The sequence below is a fragment of the Bacteroidia bacterium genome (genome assembly GCA_025056095.1).
GTDB lineage: Bacteria > Bacteroidota > Bacteroidia > JANWVE01 > JANWVE01 > JANWVE01.
The window spans coordinates 1-14,308 of record JANWVW010000054.1; the positions used below are offsets into that span (position 1 = coordinate 1).

Annotated in this window: 19 protein-coding genes; 13 read left to right on the top strand and 6 right to left on the bottom strand. The window is 38.6% G+C overall.

The window, feature by feature from the left end; genetic code table 11:
- Positions 1-347 precede the first annotated feature (347 nt).
- From NZ519_05955 to NZ519_05965, 3 genes are read left to right on the top strand one after another with little or no spacing between them, the layout of a single operon-like run.
- Positions 348-953 carry a DUF3575 domain-containing protein gene (locus tag NZ519_05955; GenBank protein MCS7028294.1) on the top strand — a complete coding sequence of 202 codons (606 nt, stop codon included), beginning with the start codon at positions 348-350 and terminating at the stop codon, positions 951-953.
- Positions 954-968: 15 nt separating this feature from the next.
- On the top strand, positions 969-1,265 hold the full coding sequence (locus NZ519_05960; GenBank protein MCS7028295.1) for a DUF4286 family protein: 297 nt from the start codon (positions 969-971) through the stop codon (positions 1,263-1,265).
- Between the two features lie 20 nt (positions 1,266-1,285).
- Positions 1,286-2,215: a transketolase family protein gene (locus NZ519_05965; protein MCS7028296.1), complete on the top strand. Its 930-nt coding sequence runs from the start codon at positions 1,286-1,288 to the stop codon at positions 2,213-2,215.
- Between the two features lie 3 nt (positions 2,216-2,218).
- Here NZ519_05965 and NZ519_05970 read toward each other — a convergent pair whose 3' ends face one another.
- Together NZ519_05970 and NZ519_05975 are read right to left on the bottom strand one after the other, a co-directional pair.
- Positions 2,219-2,374, bottom strand: coding sequence for a hypothetical protein (locus NZ519_05970; GenBank protein ID MCS7028297.1), 156 nt, complete (start codon positions 2,372-2,374; stop codon positions 2,219-2,221).
- Positions 2,314-2,454, bottom strand: coding sequence for a hypothetical protein (locus NZ519_05975; protein MCS7028298.1), 141 nt, complete (start codon positions 2,452-2,454; stop codon positions 2,314-2,316). The genes NZ519_05970 and NZ519_05975 overlap by 61 nt, the downstream gene beginning before the upstream one ends.
- A 136-nt stretch (positions 2,455-2,590) precedes the next feature.
- Here NZ519_05975 and NZ519_05980 point away from each other — a divergent pair, with 136 nt between their 5' ends.
- The 6 genes from NZ519_05980 (at position 2,591) to NZ519_06005 (ending at position 6,735) form a co-directional block, all read left to right on the top strand.
- Positions 2,591-3,823 carry a glycosyltransferase gene (locus NZ519_05980; GenBank protein ID MCS7028299.1) on the top strand — a complete coding sequence of 411 codons (1,233 nt, stop codon included), beginning with the start codon at positions 2,591-2,593 and terminating at the stop codon, positions 3,821-3,823.
- Entirely contained in the window at positions 3,798-4,265 is a 468-nt protein-coding gene (locus tag NZ519_05985; GenBank protein MCS7028300.1) for a RimK/LysX family protein, read from the top strand. The genes NZ519_05980 and NZ519_05985 overlap by 26 nt, the downstream gene beginning before the upstream one ends.
- A 229-nt stretch (positions 4,266-4,494) precedes the next feature.
- Positions 4,495-4,635, top strand: coding sequence for a hypothetical protein (locus NZ519_05990; protein MCS7028301.1), 141 nt, complete (start codon positions 4,495-4,497; stop codon positions 4,633-4,635).
- Positions 4,575-4,712, top strand: coding sequence for a hypothetical protein (locus tag NZ519_05995; protein ID MCS7028302.1), 138 nt, complete (start codon positions 4,575-4,577; stop codon positions 4,710-4,712). Before NZ519_05990 ends, NZ519_05995 begins: the two co-directional genes overlap by 61 nt.
- Before the next feature lie 99 nt (positions 4,713-4,811).
- Positions 4,812-5,681 carry a DUF3473 domain-containing protein gene (locus NZ519_06000; GenBank protein ID MCS7028303.1) on the top strand — a complete coding sequence of 290 codons (870 nt, stop codon included), beginning with the start codon at positions 4,812-4,814 and terminating at the stop codon, positions 5,679-5,681.
- On the top strand, positions 5,629-6,735 hold the full coding sequence (locus NZ519_06005) for a GNAT family N-acetyltransferase (GenBank protein ID MCS7028304.1): 1,107 nt from the start codon (positions 5,629-5,631) through the stop codon (positions 6,733-6,735). Before NZ519_06000 ends, NZ519_06005 begins: the two co-directional genes overlap by 53 nt.
- A gap of 176 nt (positions 6,736-6,911) precedes the next feature.
- Here the strand turns inward: NZ519_06005 and rfbB are convergent, their stop codons facing one another.
- The gene (gene rfbB, locus NZ519_06010; protein MCS7028305.1) at positions 6,912-7,961 is read right to left on the bottom strand and encodes a dTDP-glucose 4,6-dehydratase; all 1,050 of its coding nucleotides are present in this window, start codon (positions 7,959-7,961) and stop codon (positions 6,912-6,914) included.
- Positions 7,962-8,149: 188 nt separating this feature from the next.
- On the opposite strand from rfbB, the gene rpsA reads away from it, so the two are divergent.
- From rpsA to mltG, 4 genes are all read left to right on the top strand, one after another.
- A complete protein-coding gene (rpsA, locus tag NZ519_06015; protein ID MCS7028306.1) occupies positions 8,150-9,952 on the top strand; it encodes a 30S ribosomal protein S1 in 1,803 nt (600 codons plus the stop codon).
- Between the two features lie 116 nt (positions 9,953-10,068).
- On the top strand, positions 10,069-10,677 hold the full coding sequence (locus NZ519_06020; GenBank protein MCS7028307.1) for a hypothetical protein: 609 nt from the start codon (positions 10,069-10,071) through the stop codon (positions 10,675-10,677).
- On the top strand, positions 10,664-11,287 hold the full coding sequence (locus NZ519_06025; GenBank protein MCS7028308.1) for a phosphoribosylglycinamide formyltransferase: 624 nt from the start codon (positions 10,664-10,666) through the stop codon (positions 11,285-11,287). Before NZ519_06020 ends, NZ519_06025 begins: the two co-directional genes overlap by 14 nt.
- A gap of 8 nt (positions 11,288-11,295) precedes the next feature.
- Positions 11,296-12,342 carry an endolytic transglycosylase MltG gene (mltG, locus tag NZ519_06030; GenBank protein MCS7028309.1) on the top strand — a complete coding sequence of 349 codons (1,047 nt, stop codon included), beginning with the start codon at positions 11,296-11,298 and terminating at the stop codon, positions 12,340-12,342.
- 2 nt (positions 12,343-12,344) lie between these two features.
- Here mltG and NZ519_06035 read toward each other — a convergent pair whose 3' ends face one another.
- From NZ519_06035 to NZ519_06045, 3 genes are all read right to left on the bottom strand, one after another.
- Positions 12,345-12,530, bottom strand: a complete 186-nt coding sequence (locus NZ519_06035; protein MCS7028310.1) for a hypothetical protein — start codon at positions 12,528-12,530, stop codon at positions 12,345-12,347.
- Between the two features lie 106 nt (positions 12,531-12,636).
- Positions 12,637-13,806 carry an acyl-CoA dehydrogenase family protein gene (locus tag NZ519_06040; GenBank protein ID MCS7028311.1) on the bottom strand — a complete coding sequence of 390 codons (1,170 nt, stop codon included), beginning with the start codon at positions 13,804-13,806 and terminating at the stop codon, positions 12,637-12,639.
- 129 nt (positions 13,807-13,935) lie between these two features.
- Complete coding sequence (locus NZ519_06045; GenBank protein ID MCS7028312.1) at positions 13,936-14,109, bottom strand: hypothetical protein; 174 nt, start codon at positions 14,107-14,109, stop codon at positions 13,936-13,938.
- Positions 14,110-14,308: the final 199 nt, after the last annotated feature.

A 14,308-nucleotide genomic window follows, 5' to 3' on the forward strand; every position in this document is an offset into this window, starting at 1 on the left:
GCCTTGTAATTATCCTCTAAATACTTCTCTATACCTTCCTGCTCATACTGCTTCTTGTAGTTCCAAACCGTCCCTTCACTGATACCCAAGCAAATCGCTATCTCTTCTACACTATAATCCTGGTGTAGCATCAGCAACACCGTTACCTTCTTCTAGGCTCGGACTTGCCGCTCATTTCGCTCAATCTCTCTTAATACTTCGTATTCCTTTTGACTTAACATCCTTTCTTTTGAACTTTCGCAAGTATTGTACTATTTCTAGAAATTTCCTAATCTTTACTACAAAACCTTTTGCTTTCTAGTATAATACAATTTTCAACACACTACAAATATTCCTATCTTTGTACCATGATAATTAAATGGGTAACAGTCTTTTGCTTTTGTGTTACTTTTTACAGTAAAGCCCAAGTTAATACCGTTCTTAAAAACAACTACATGGATTTTTTTATGGCAACCACAACATTCGGAGTAGAACAAAATGTAAGAAATACAGTTAGCGTACAGCTTTGCTTGGGCTACACTTATGCAGAAACCTTCGGTATTTATGATGCCAGAAATCTACGAGGCGGACTTTTTGAATTACAAATACGCCGTTATCTTATTCCTGGCAAACAGCAAAGTCTATCACATGTATACTTCGGGGGTTCTCTTGTGCACAGATTTGCATCATACTTAACAGATGAAGGCTACTACCTCAACAACCAATACGTTGAGATAAAAGATATCAAAGCCAAAGCAAACTATTTTTCTTTTGGTGGAATAGTAGGGTACCAGCTACCTCTCTTGAAAAACAAATTGTTGTGGGATAATTATTTCGGTGTATGTGGACGCATAGGCAGTGGTTACAAACCACATAGAGCATACTCTCATGAACCCGAAAACATGATATTTCAACTAAGTTACTCAGGCATAGCACCAAAATTTGGAACTGCTTTTTGCCTGGTTATTCGTTAATTTACTTCGTCAAATATGGTAGTATATTCTGTACATATTCAAGTAGAACCTGATATAGAAAATACTTGGTTAAAATGGATGCTCAAAAAACATATCCCAGATGTGATGAACGTGGGCATATTTACTCATAGAACGGTTATTAAACTGCACATTCCAGATAGTTCCCAATATCGCATTGACTATTTTGCGGATAGTCTTGAAAAGTACCACGAATATCAGCAGAAATATGCTAAAACCTTACAGGAAGAACATTTAGCGCTTTTTGGGGATAAAACTAAGGTTCATAGTCGTACTATAGGAATTATTTTGTAGGGATTTGCTACTTTTGCGGCATGGAGTTAAAAGACACTCGTTCAGGTTTTGGGGCTGCTTTGGAATTTTTAGGCCAGCAAAATCCGAAGGTGGTAGGTTTGTGTGCAGATTTAACAGGTTCTCTGATGATGACAGCTTTCAAAAATAAATTTCCTGAGCGTTTTTTCCAAGCAGGTGTAGCGGAAGCTAACATGATAGGCGTAGCGGCTGGTTTAGCTACACAAGGTAAAATTCCTTTCGCTGCCACATTTGCTAATTTTGCCACAGGCCGCGTATTTGACCAAATTCGCCAGTCCGTAGCTTATTCATACAAAAATGTAAAAATTTGTGCTTCGCATGCAGGTTTAACCTTGGGTGAAGATGGCGCTACGCACCAAATTTTAGAGGATATCGGATTGATGCGCATGCTCCCTAATATGACCGTCATTAACCCCGCTGACTATCATCAAACTTATTTAGCTACCTTAGCTATTGCAGAGTATTACGGACCTGTATATTTACGTTTTGGCAGACCCAAAGTCCCTGTTTTTACAGATATTAACGCAAAGTTTGAAATTGGTAAAGCAGTATGCTTTAAACAGGGTAGAGATGTATCTATTTTTGCTACGGGGCATTTACTTTACAAAGCCCTTCAAGCGGCTTCCATACTCGCTCAACGGGGCATTGATGCAGAAGTAATTAATGTGCATACTATTAAACCCTTAGATGAGGAAATGATTTTGGACTCTGTATCTAAAACTAAGCGGGTAGTTAGTGCAGAGGAGCATCAAAAAAATGGAGGTTTAGGAGATGCGATTGCGCAGCTATTAGCTCAAAAAATGCCTGTGCGCATGCGAATGGTCGCTGTAAATGATACTTTTGGAGAGAGTGGAACTCCCGAACAACTTTTGCAAAAATATGGCTTAACAGAGCACGATATTATCCGAGCAGTGCAAGAACTTTTGTTTTGAAAGTCAAGTATTATTCTCAATCAAGTGTGTATAAAAATTCATTTTATTTATTTTTTTGGGCGTGTCCCTTCGCTGCGCTCGGGTCGGCGTGCTGCGGGCTACGCTGACGCTTCGGTGCTGCGCTGCGCTCCGCACTGGGCTAACGCCCACCCTCCGCATGCCTCACGCAAGAGATCTCTGAAACCACCGTTTCGCTGCACTTTATGCAAATTTTTAGCTTGTAAGCACTTGTGCTTCAACCTTCAACAAGATAAAAACCTAACTACATAGATAAAATCTGCCTAAAAGTACATTTTTCGCTATTTTTCCCAACTTGTAATTTTGTTGTGAAAAATAACAAATCTCGTCAAGTTTCTTTTGTTTTATCTTTGTAGCGTGAAGCAAGTAAAAGTATTGCGGATTTTATCTCGTTTGTGCGTAGGAGGTCCTGCGATACATTGCATATTGCTTACACAGCATTTACCAAAAGAAAAATATCAAAGCATCTTACTTCACGGAGATTTAGACGATGGCGACGCCCTTTATAGCTACAACTCAACTTTGAACATGGACATTCGGCTAATAAAAAGCATGAAACGCAAAGTAGGGATAAAGAATTTATGGAAGGAATGGCAGTCTTTTCGCGAAGTCTATCATATTATTCGTGCAGAAAAGCCTGATATCGTACATACACATACCGCAAAAGCAGGTTTTATTGGCAGATTAGCAGCCTATTTAGCCAAAACTCCGATAATTGTTCATACTTTTCATGGGCACGCTTTTCATTCTTATTTTAGTCAATGGAAAACACGTTTATTTCTTTTTATAGAACGGCAATTAGCAAAGATATCTCAAAGTATCATTGCTATTTCAGAGCAGCAAAAGCATGAACTTGGATATGTTTTTAAGGTCTGCAAACCTGAAAAAATAACAGTTATTCCCTTGGGTTTTGACCTAACTCCGTTTTTTACTGATGTAGAAATCAAAAGAAGAGAGTTTAGAAAACAGTATAAAGTTAGTGATGAGCAAATTGCTATCGGCTTAATAGGCAGAATGGTACCTATCAAAAATCATCGGATGCTTATTTATGCTATTGACAATATCAAAAGAAACAATAAGGTAGATATTTCAAAACTTCGTTTCTTTTTGATAGGGGATGGAATAGAAAGAAGAAACCTTGAGCAGCTTTGTCAATCACTCAATATTCCTTTTGTAGATGCCAAGCAAGCAAATTTTGAACCTTGCTTAGTTACCTTTACAGGTTATCAAACTCGTATTGACTGGGTCAATGCGGGATTAGACATTGTGGTACTTACCTCCAAAAATGAAGGAACACCGGTCAGCTTAATTGAAGCGCAAGCTGCGGGAGTACCTATACTCAGCACACGAGTAGGGGGAGTAGAAGATATTGTTTTAGAAAATGAAAGTGCTTTATTATGTCAAAGCGATAATGTGGAAGAGTTCACAGAAAAGTTAATTTATCTCATTCAAAATCCTGAAAAACGCAAAGCTATGAAAGATAAAGGCAAAGCGCATGTATTAGCTCGTTATCACTATACGCGTTTGATTGAGGATATGGACAAACATTATCAATTTTTGTTACATGGAAGAGATATTCAAACCACCTAAAAAAATTAAAATTGGTTGGTTAGAAGAGATAGAGCTACCTGAATTCAATATCAAAGCTATAACGGCTAAAATTGATACGGGGGCTTATACCTCCTCACTGCATGCTACTAAAATTCGCCCATTTCTAAAAGAAGGAGTTTCTTATGTGCAATTTTATGCTAATGGTGAAGTAAAGTGCATAAAACCTGTACATTCGCAAAGAGTAGTAAAAAGCTCTAATGGGCATGAAGAGCTGCGAATCGTTATTGAAACTGTGGTTGTACTTGGAAAACGCAAAATACTAACAGAATTTACACTTGCTGACCGAAAAGATATGGATTACAGAGTACTGCTGGGTAGAAAGTTTTTACAAAAACGTTATATTGTAGATGTAAGCAAGACTTTCAGAATAAAAAAACTCCAATTGAAAAAACAAAAGTCAAGGGATGCAAAAAAAACCTAGTTTGTATTTCCTGCCTTGTAGTATAAACAGCCAGGTAACTAAATGTAAAATTGTATTACTTCTAAAAATAGCTTGATTTTTTGGGCGTGCCCCTTGCTAACGCAAGGGTCGGGGCATTCCGCACTACGCTTCGCTTCGGTACTTCGCTAACGCTTCGTACTGCCTAACGGCATGCTCCATGCCCCTCACGCAAATTACCTGTGCAGTTATGTCTTTACCTTGTTTGAGCTTGAAGTACAAGTACTTACAAGCTAAAACTTTGCATAAGATACAGAGAAATGGATTTTTCAGAGATCCCTTGCGTGAGGCATGCGAAGGGTGGGCGTTAGCCCAGTGCGGAGCGAAGCGAAGCACCGAAGCGTTAGCGTAGCCCGTAGCACGCCGACCTTGCCCATACAAGCGCAGCGAAGTATGGGCAAGGGCACGCCCAAAAAAGTTAAAATTTAACTTTCACATAAATTTTTAATTCTGTAAATAAGGTAGCTGAACTCTGTTAGATTAGCAAATTTCTATATATTTGCTTTATCAATTAACAAAAACGCATTCATGTCTGATATCTTAAAAAAGGTTGTTTTTTCGGTAGATTTAGAGGACTGGTTTCATGGAATAGAACTCCCTTTCTCAAGCTGGAATCAGTACGATAGGCGAATAGAAAAGAGTTTTTATACCATTTTTAATCTGTTAGAATCCTACCAAGTTAAAGCAACTTGGTTTACATTAGGCTGGATAGCCGAACACTATCCCCACTTGATAAAGGAATTGGATAAGGCAGGACACGAATTAGCTTCACATACATATTCTCACGAAAAAGTGTATCATCTGACCCGCGAACAGTTTAGAGAAGAAATAAAAAAGACAAAAAGTCTTATAGAAGACCTCACAGGAAAGCCTATTTTAGCTCATCGTTCCCCCTTTTTTTCTATTACCTCAAAAAGCTTGTGGGCTTTAGATATATTAGCCGAAGAAGGATTTAGAATTGATTGCAGCATCTCCCCCGTAAAAACTTGGCGCTACGGAATTGCTACTTGCCCTGACACTATCTTTGAGATAAAAGAGAATCATATCATTGAGTTTCCTGTTTCTAGGTTTCGTTTGTTAAAAAAGAATTGGGGAATTGGAGGAGCTTATTTTCGTCTGTTCCCATATTTTTTTACTCGTACAGGAATAAAGAAAAGACAAAACGCCGAATTACCTACTATTTTTTACATACATCCTTGGGAGTACGATCCTCATCATCCTAAAATACCACTAGATTGGCGCGCCAAAATTACGCACTACACTCACTTAAAAAAGACCTATCCGCGTACAGAGCGCTTAATACAAGAATTTAATTTTGTAACTTTATCACAATACATATCGGAATATGTCAAACAATATCACATCCCAACCATCAGCATACAGGATTTACAAGATTGACCTTGCGCTACCGCAAACTAAACTTATCTCGCATATCCAAGAAATATTGAATGAAACCCAATCTCACAAAGCAACTGTGATGAACGAAAATTTTTGGAATTGGCAATACGTAAACACACCAGGAAAGCACTCATGTGTGTATGTAGCCGAAATGAATGACCAAATTGTAGGATACTATCATGTACCTATCTATGAGGGAAAAATTGCAGGTCAAGATGGGCTAATTGCAATGATACAAGATGTAGCAATTCATCCCGCAGCTCGGGGAAAAGGGCTTTTTACAAAATTAGCCACATACGCCAACCAAGATATTGATACGCAGAAAATTGAAGCTTGCTACACTTTTCCCAACCATAAAAGTATCCATACTTTCTTAAAGTACAATGACTACACTATCATTGATGTACTTAAATCCTACATTCTTTGGATAGACACACGCATTTTATTGCGCAAAAAGTTGAAAATCCCTTTGATAAATGATGCTTTGGGCTACATTTTGAACCTATTTTTGAAAATTCCTCAAAAACAAAAAACTGAATCCATCCAAGAGATAGAAAATTTTGATACCTCTGTAGAACGATTATATCAGACATACCTTCAACAGTATTCTAACTACGTAATCAGAAACGTTGAGTACTTAACATGGCGCTATAAAATGCGTCCTTACTCTACATACTTTACGTTAGGATATTACGAAGCAAATAACCTCACTGCCGTAGCAATTTTTAAGATAGATACAATGTTTAAGGTACCTGTGCTGCTGCTTATGGATTATGCGTTTACTGACATCAAACACTTTTTTGAGTTGATTCAGCATGCGCCTACGATTAGCCAAAAGTATAGTGCAGGCGAAAAGGTAGCCTTTATCTTTGCCGCAATGTGTGATAAACATTTTATTGGTCAGAAAAAGCCTTTCTTTTTTTTGCCTGTTCCTAAATGGATGAATCCTCGCAAACTGCATTTGCTTACTCGCCCTGTACAAAATTCTCATTACGACATAATAAAGGATAGTCAAAAGTGGTTTGTAACCTTGGGAGATTGGGATGTTTTTTAGCTATTACGTTTTTTGGGGCGTGCCCTTTACTGGTGTAAGGGTCGGGGTATTCCGCAATGTAGCCCGCAGCACGCCGCCCTTGTGGGTATCAGTGCAAGCGAAATACCCACAAGGGCATGCCAAAAAATAAAAAACTTAACTTTTAGGTAATATGTGTGTACAAAACAATTGAGTATTTACCTATCGCCGTACTGTATTTCGTAGTACTTTTGATACTCCCCAGAGGTTACTTGCTCTACCCAATCTTGGTTTTCTAAGTACCATTTTACAGTATGCGCTAATCCTTGTTCAAAAGTTACTGAAGGCTTCCAGCCCAACTCTTTTTGCAATTTAGTAGAGTCTATGGCATAACGGGCATCATGCCCAGGTCTATCTTTAACGAAAGTAATCAATTTCTGAGAAGTACCAACAGGAATGCCCCTTTGTCTATCTACTTCATCGCAAAGCATTCTAACTACATCAATATTGCGGCGCTCATTGTGCGCACCTACATTATAAGTCTGCCCATTTTCCGCATGGTGAAAAATAAGATCAATCGCTTGAGCATGGTCATTTACCCATAACCAATCCCGAATGTTCTCTCCTTTTCCGTAAATAGGTAAAGGTTTGTTTTTTAGAATGTTCTGAATACATAAAGGGATAAGCTTTTCAGGAAATTGATGTGAACCATAATTATTAGAGCAGTTAGAAATTACATAGGGAATGTTATACGTGTGCCCATAAGCGCGAACAAGATGGTCTGAAGCCGCTTTAGATGCAGAATAAGGACTTCTAGGGTCATAGGGAGTAGTTTCTACAAACATACCTGTTTCACCTAATGAGCCATACACTTCATCAGTAGAAACATGGTAAAAACGCACATTTTTTTTACCCTTCCAAGCTTCACGCACTACTTCCAGAAGTGAAAAAGTACCTACTATGTTAGTTTCTATAAAAGCACGTGGTCCGAGTATGCTTCTATCTACATGGCTTTCTGCTGCTAAATGAATAATCCCATCTATTTCAAATTCATATACTAGCTTTTTGATGGCTTCAGTATCGCAAATGTCTATTTTATGAAAATGGTAATTGGGATAGTGGGCAATATCTACTAAGTTAAGTAAATTACCTGCATAGGTGAGCTTATCTACATTATGAATTTGATAGTTAGGATATCGCTTAACAAAGTGCCGAACTACATGAGAACCAATAAAACCTGCTCCGCCTGTAATAATGATGTTTTTCATTACGCAAAAATAGGAAAAAAGAGTTAATGTTAAGTAAAGTTGTTTAATCTTGTGAGTAACTGTTTATCAATTAGTTAGCTTAAATTTTGTATGGTTTTTGAAAAAAAGATGGATTTTGTTTGTCCAAATGATTGACTTTTACTACTTTTGCAATCCCTTTTGAAGAAAGGGGAAAAGGAGAACTATGAATGAATAACCGTCCAATTGAACCTGAAGACGATTTTGTATGGGAGGAAGAACAAACTTACTCTCCCGAGCAACGCAAAGAGTTAGAAGCGTTGTATGACAAAACGCTGAAGCCCATTAGCAACCAGCAAATAATAAAAGGTACTGTGGTTGCTATCAATGAAAAAGATGTAGTTTTAGATATCGGCTTTAAGTCCGATGGGTTAGTTCCTTTGTCTGAATTCAAGGACCTTCCTGACCTGAAAGTAGGTGATGAAGTAGAGGTATTAGTGGAAAACATTGAAGACAAGTCAGGTCAGCTAGTGCTTTCTCGTAAGAGAGCAAATACATTGCGCGTATGGGACCAAATTTATGAAGCTTACGAAAACGATGAAGTACTAACGGGGTACATTAAACGTAGAACCAAAGGAGGTTTAGTCGTAGACATTATGGGCGTAGAAGCCTTCTTACCAGGTTCTCAGATTGACATTAGACCTATTAAAGATTTTGATGTTTATGTGGGTAAGACAATGGAATTCAAGGTTGTCAAAATCAATACCCCATACGACAATGTAGTGGTTTCTCACAAGGTACTGATAGAAAAAGATTTAGAGACACAGAAATACGAAATTTTGCAAAATTTAGAAAGAGGACAAGTTTTGGAAGGTGTAGTCAAAAACATAACAGAGTTTGGTGCTTTTATAGATTTAGGCGGTTTAGATGGATTGTTACATATTACAGACATGTCTTGGGGTAGAATCTCTCACCCTAAAGAAATTCTTTCATTAGATCAGACGATTAACGTCGTTGTATTAGATTTTGATGATGAGAAAAAACGCATAAGTTTAGGTCTAAAACAGCTCACTCCCCATCCCTGGGACTCACTTTCTGAAGATATACAAGAAGGAAGCATTGTAGAAGGTAAGGTAGTTACAGTTGCTGACTACGGAGCATTTATAGAAATAATTCCTGGGGTAGAGGGACTAGTACATGTAAGCGAAATGTCTTGGTCACAGCATGCGCGCAATCCCCAAGAAATATTGAAAGTAGGCGATATAGTTAAAGCTGTAGTGTTGTCCATTGACCGTGAAGAGAAGAAAATGTCTTTGGGTATCAAGCAGCTTACTCCTGACCCATGGCTACAAGCTCCAATCAAGTACGCCGTAGGTACTAGACACAAAGGTATTGTAAGAAATATCACAAACTTTGGTTTGTTCGTGGAATTAGAAGAAGGTGTAGATGGCTTAGTTCACGTATCGGATTTGTCATGGACTAAAAAGATTAAGCATCCTTCCGAATTTGTCAAAAAAGATGAAGAATTAGAAGTTGTTGTATTAGAAATTGACCCTGAAAACCGCCGTTTAAGCTTGGGACACAAGCAGCTCAAAGAAAATCCTTGGGACATATTCCAAAGTGTATTCCCCGTAGACTCCAAGCATCCAGGCACTATTCTCAAATTTATAGATAAGGGCGTAGTAGTAGAGTTACCTTATGGCGTTGAAGGCTTTTTACCCTACAAAGGCTTGCAACGTAAAAGAGAAGAGTATAAGGTTGGCGATAAGTTAGATTTAGTAGTAACAGAGTTTAGTAAAGAAAATCGTAAAATTATAGTAGCAGAAGTATCGCCCGAAAAAGAGCAAAAAGAAAAAGCTAAAAAAGAAAAAGAAACCGCTAAAAAGAAAGAGGAAAAAACTACGACACCTACCTTGGGTGATCTAGACGCCTTGATAGGTCTAAGAGAAAAATTAGCAGCTAAAGAAAGAGAAGAGCAAGCCAAAGCGATGGAAAAAAATAAATCAAAAGATGAACAAGCTAAAAAGAAATAAAAATCTGAACTCAAACTAATACTTGCATGCAGCAGGACTATCCCAAAAAGCAGTCCTGCTGCGTTAATTTATATTGTTGTTGTATAGTATCACTATTTTTTATACCTTTGCGTATAATGAAGTCGCTTGACCCGAGAATAAATCGCTTCCACATAGAAGAAAACACAAAAACTGTTTTTTCTGAACAAGATTTAGAACAATGGCAAACTTTTGAGGTTTTTCACCAAAAGAAACCCGATGAGCCCCATATTCATGTAGGCGCTGTACATGCGAGCAGCACAGAGGTAGCTTTTCTTTTCGCAAAAGAACAATACGCCCGCCGACTGCAATGCTATAACCTATGGCTTGCTAAAACCGCAGACATTTACGCATATAACATAGAAAGAAACCAAAATGAAAACTTTGTTTCGCAAGAGGTCCCTGCCCACTTAGAAGCTCCTTATGACGTTTTTTATCAATTTCACAGAGGAGAGCATCCCAGATATGTAGGTACAATCATCGCCAATCATCCTGATAAAGCTATTTCGGAAGCCCAAAAGCATTTTGGGCAAGATACTTTCGCCATTTGGGTAATTCTTCAAAATAAAATCTACAAACAACCTGTTGAGCAAGCGGAAATGTATACTTTCATCCCTAAAAAAAGCTACCGTGATGCCACAGGTTATAAGGTAATGGCAAAGTTAAACAAAATTAGAAAACAGAGAAAGCAACATGAACAAAAATAGCTTGGATAACACCACTGAAAAAATAAACCTGGTTATTTTTGCTTCAGGTAATGGAACAAATGCCGAAGCGCTCATGGAGCGATTCAAACGGCATAAACTTATTCAAGTGTCAGGGGTAGTTACAAATAATCCTGAAGCTGGGGTTATACGAAAAGCCAAAGCTTACGGCAAAAAAACCATTATCTTAACCCCCGAAGAGGTAAAAGACGGCAATGCCATTTATGAACGTATCAAGGAATTTAAACCCGATTATTTGGTCCTGGCAGGATATATAAAACTCATACCTGCCGAACTAATACAAAAATTTCCTAAACGAATTTTCAACATTCACCCCTCTTTGCTTCCAAAGTACGGCGGCAAAGGCATGTATGGACATCGCGTCCACGAAGCAGTCAAGGCAAATAGAGAAAAAGAAAGCGGTATTACTATACACTACGTTAACGAAAACTATGACGAAGGTGAAATTATTTTTCAAAAAGTCAAGCGCCTTGACCAAAGTTGGAGTGCTGAAATTATCGGCAGGGAAATTTTACTGCTTGAACACGAGTGGTATGGCAAAATCATAGAAAAAACTATTATGAGCCATATCAGCCAAAATGCTCAACAGTAAAAAAGCTTATGGATAGTTACGAGGTATCACCTGTTCGTAAAAAAAAGCGAATTCTACTCATTGCTATTCTAAGTGCTTTGCTTATCATATCGGTAGCTGCAACATGGATTTTAAACGCAGCTTTTTCTAAGGCTGCGCAAAAAGATTTTGTTTTGTATGTAAAACAAAGCACAACTCTACAAGACGTAGTCAAAATATTGCAAGATAATGAGGTTCTTTCAACTCCATTTAATTTCAAAATTACAGCCTTTTTAATGGGACTAAAAATGCCCAAGGTAGGTGCTTACAAAATTGAAAAAGGCTTTTCCAACGCCAAAATTGCTCACCTTCTTCTCAAAGGTAGACAAACACCCATAAATGTTGTGTTTAGAACTGTCCGAACTCCTGAAGACTTTGCCGAATTTGTTGCAGAAAAATTTAACCTGCATGCCGATAGCATGTTAGCAGCTTTGAAAAACAACCAACTACTGAAAGAATTCGGCGTAAAAGATACCACAGTAATGAGTATTCTCATACCCGATACTTACCAAATGTATTGGACAGCTACCCCTAAGGAAATCATTCAAAAATTCTATCAAGCTTATCAAAAATTTTGGAACGCAGAGCGCATCCAAAAAGCAAATGAAATGGGCTTAACCCCCTTGCAGGTAATTATTTTAGCTTCTATTGTTGAAGCGGAAACGCAAAAAAATGACGAAAAGCCTACTATTGCAGGCGTTTATCTTAATAGGTACTTCAAAAAAATGAAGCTGCAGGCAGACCCAACAGTAGTGTTTGCAGCCCAAGACTTTACCATCAAGCGTGTGGCAGGGGATATTCTCAAAATAGACAGTCCTTACAATACGTATCTGTACGAAGGGCTACCCCCTGGACCTATCAACAATCCCTCTAAAATTTCTATTGACGCAGTGCTGAACTATCAAAAACACAACTATTTATTCTTTTGTGCAAAGCCTGACTTTTCGGGCTATCATGTATTTGCCCAAGATTATCAAACTCATAAAAAAAATGCTAAGTCGTATCAGCAAGCCTTGAACGCAAGAGGTATTGAGTAGGACTAATATGCTGTTTTCGCCGAAGTGAAGCAGTAGACTTTACTTTGATTTAATCTTTTTATTTTTTTGGGCGTGCCCTTGCCCACACTTCGCTGCGCTTGTGTGGGCAAGGTCGGCGTGCTTCGGGCTACGCTATCGCTTCGGTGCTTCGCTTCGCTCTGCACTGGGCTAACGCCCACCCTCCGCATGCCTCACGCAAATCTTTAATAGCACAGGGGCGCTGCGTTTTTCGTGTTCCCTTTTACAAAAAACGGAACAGTTATCAAACAATTCCTTCAAAATACAATTTTTTAACTAAGCTAAGCTTTTCAACAACGCTCGGGCTATAACTAATTTTTGAATTTCGGATGTACCTTCGCCAATAGTACAAAGTTTCGCGTCACGATAGTATTTTTCTACGGGATATTCTTTTGTATAGCCGTAGCCGCCAAATATTTGCACTGCTTCGTTAGCTGTTCTTACAGCAACTTCCGATGCAAAATATTTTGCCATAGATGCTTCTTTGGTTACATTTTTACCGTTATCTTTCATCCACGCAGCTTGATAGGTTAAGAGTTCGGCGGCTTCCACTTCGGTAGCCATATCTGCTAACTTAAACTGAATAGCCTGAAAGTTGATAATGGGTTGACCGAATTGTTCGCGTTGTTTTGCGTATTTTAAGCTAGCTTCCAAAGCTCCTTTGGCTATACCTACGGAAAGCGCAGCAATAGAGATCCTTCCCCCATCTAATACTTTCATAGATTGAATAAAGCCTTCACCCTCTTCGCCTATCATTTGGCTTTGGTGTACGCGGCAGTTGTCAAACACTAATTGCGCTGTATCAGAAGCGCGCATGCCTAGCTTGTTTTCTTTCTTACCTGCACTAAATCCTGGGGTTCCTTTTTCTACGATAAAAGCACTCATGCCATGAGAGTCTCCAAGCTCGCCAGTACGTACAATTACTACGGCTACATCACCTACGCTTGCGTGAGTAATGAAATTTTTAGTTCCATTGATAACCCAGTACTCGCCTTCTCGCCTTGCCACACATTGCATTCGGGCAGCATCAGAACCTGTGTTAGGTTCAGTTAAGCCCCAAGCGCCAATCCATTTTCCTGTGGCTAATAGTGGTAAATACTTTCTTTTCTGCTCTTCATTTCCATGTTGTAGGATATGACCTGTACATAACGAATTGTGCGCAGCCATAGAAAGTGCAATAGCAGGGCAAAACTTTGCTAACTCAATAATAGCCGTTACGTAGTCTATGTAAGTAAAGCCTGCTCCACCGTATTCAGTAGGAACTAATACGCCTAACAGCCCCAATTCGCCAAGTTTTTTGAATATTTCAAAAGGAAATTCCTGCGTTTCATCATAGTGCATCACCACAGGACGAATATATTTCTCGCCAAATTCGCGGACCATTTCGCGAATCATGGCTTGGTTTTCAGTTTCAGCAAATGTATTTCTAGATGCAGTTTCTATCATAAACCTTCTTTTTGCAATGATAACAAAAAATTTAATATGTTGTTACAACATAATAAAAATTTTTATACACCTCAAAAATGGCTCAAGTATGTATAAAAGTTCATCTACAAATGAAATTAACTTACTTTTTTATGTTGTTTTTTTGGGCGTGCCCCTCGCTAACGCTCGGGTCGGGGCATTCCGCACTACGCTCACGCTTCGGTACTTCGCTAACGCTTCGTACTGCCTAACGGCATGCTCCATGCCCCTCACGCAGATGACCTGTGCAATCATGTCTTTACCTTGTTTGAGCTTGAAGTACAACTACTTACAAGCTAAAACTTTACATAAAGCAAAATAGAACGATTTTTTGCAGTTGAGTTGTGTGAGTGCATAAAGATAAGTGTTAGCTCTGTGCAGGGGCATGTTGGGCGTTTGGTTTTTGGGGGGGAGCCCCCCACCAAAACCCCCAAAAAAATAAAAAAAAAAAAAGAAAAAATAAAAAATTTGGGAAAAAAAAAAA

What these genes read in the sequence shown, in the direction of transcription:
- NZ519_06025 (MCS7028308.1), top strand. Translation starts at nt 10,664, where the DNA reads ATGAACAAAAATAGCTTGGATAACACCACTGAAAAAATAAACCTGGTT.
- rpsA (MCS7028306.1), top strand. Translation starts at nt 8,150, where the DNA reads ATGAATAACCGTCCAATTGAACCTGAAGACGATTTTGTATGGGAGGAA.
- NZ519_06035 (MCS7028310.1), bottom strand. Translation starts at nt 12,530, where the DNA reads ATGCGGAGGGTGGGCGTTAGCCCAGTGCAGAGCGAAGCGAAGCACCGA.
- rfbB (MCS7028305.1), bottom strand. Translation starts at nt 7,961, where the DNA reads ATGAAAAACATCATTATTACAGGCGGAGCAGGTTTTATTGGTTCTCAT.
- NZ519_05970 (MCS7028297.1), bottom strand. Translation starts at nt 2,374, where the DNA reads ATGCGGAGGGTGGGCGTTAGCCCAGTGCGGAGCGCAGCGCAGCACCGA.
- NZ519_06000 (MCS7028303.1), top strand. Translation starts at nt 4,812, where the DNA reads ATGTCTGATATCTTAAAAAAGGTTGTTTTTTCGGTAGATTTAGAGGAC.
- NZ519_05965 (MCS7028296.1), top strand. Translation starts at nt 1,286, where the DNA reads ATGGAGTTAAAAGACACTCGTTCAGGTTTTGGGGCTGCTTTGGAATTT.
- NZ519_06040 (MCS7028311.1), bottom strand. Translation starts at nt 13,806, where the DNA reads ATGATAGAAACTGCATCTAGAAATACATTTGCTGAAACTGAAAACCAA.
- NZ519_05955 (MCS7028294.1), top strand. Translation starts at nt 348, where the DNA reads ATGATAATTAAATGGGTAACAGTCTTTTGCTTTTGTGTTACTTTTTAC.
- NZ519_06020 (MCS7028307.1), top strand. Translation starts at nt 10,069, where the DNA reads ATGAAGTCGCTTGACCCGAGAATAAATCGCTTCCACATAGAAGAAAAC.
- NZ519_05960 (MCS7028295.1), top strand. Translation starts at nt 969, where the DNA reads ATGGTAGTATATTCTGTACATATTCAAGTAGAACCTGATATAGAAAAT.
- NZ519_05985 (MCS7028300.1), top strand. Translation starts at nt 3,798, where the DNA reads ATGGAAGAGATATTCAAACCACCTAAAAAAATTAAAATTGGTTGGTTA.
- mltG (MCS7028309.1), top strand. Translation starts at nt 11,296, where the DNA reads ATGGATAGTTACGAGGTATCACCTGTTCGTAAAAAAAAGCGAATTCTA.
- NZ519_05995 (MCS7028302.1), top strand. Translation starts at nt 4,575, where the DNA reads ATGCGAAGGGTGGGCGTTAGCCCAGTGCGGAGCGAAGCGAAGCACCGA.
- NZ519_06005 (MCS7028304.1), top strand. Translation starts at nt 5,629, where the DNA reads ATGTCAAACAATATCACATCCCAACCATCAGCATACAGGATTTACAAG.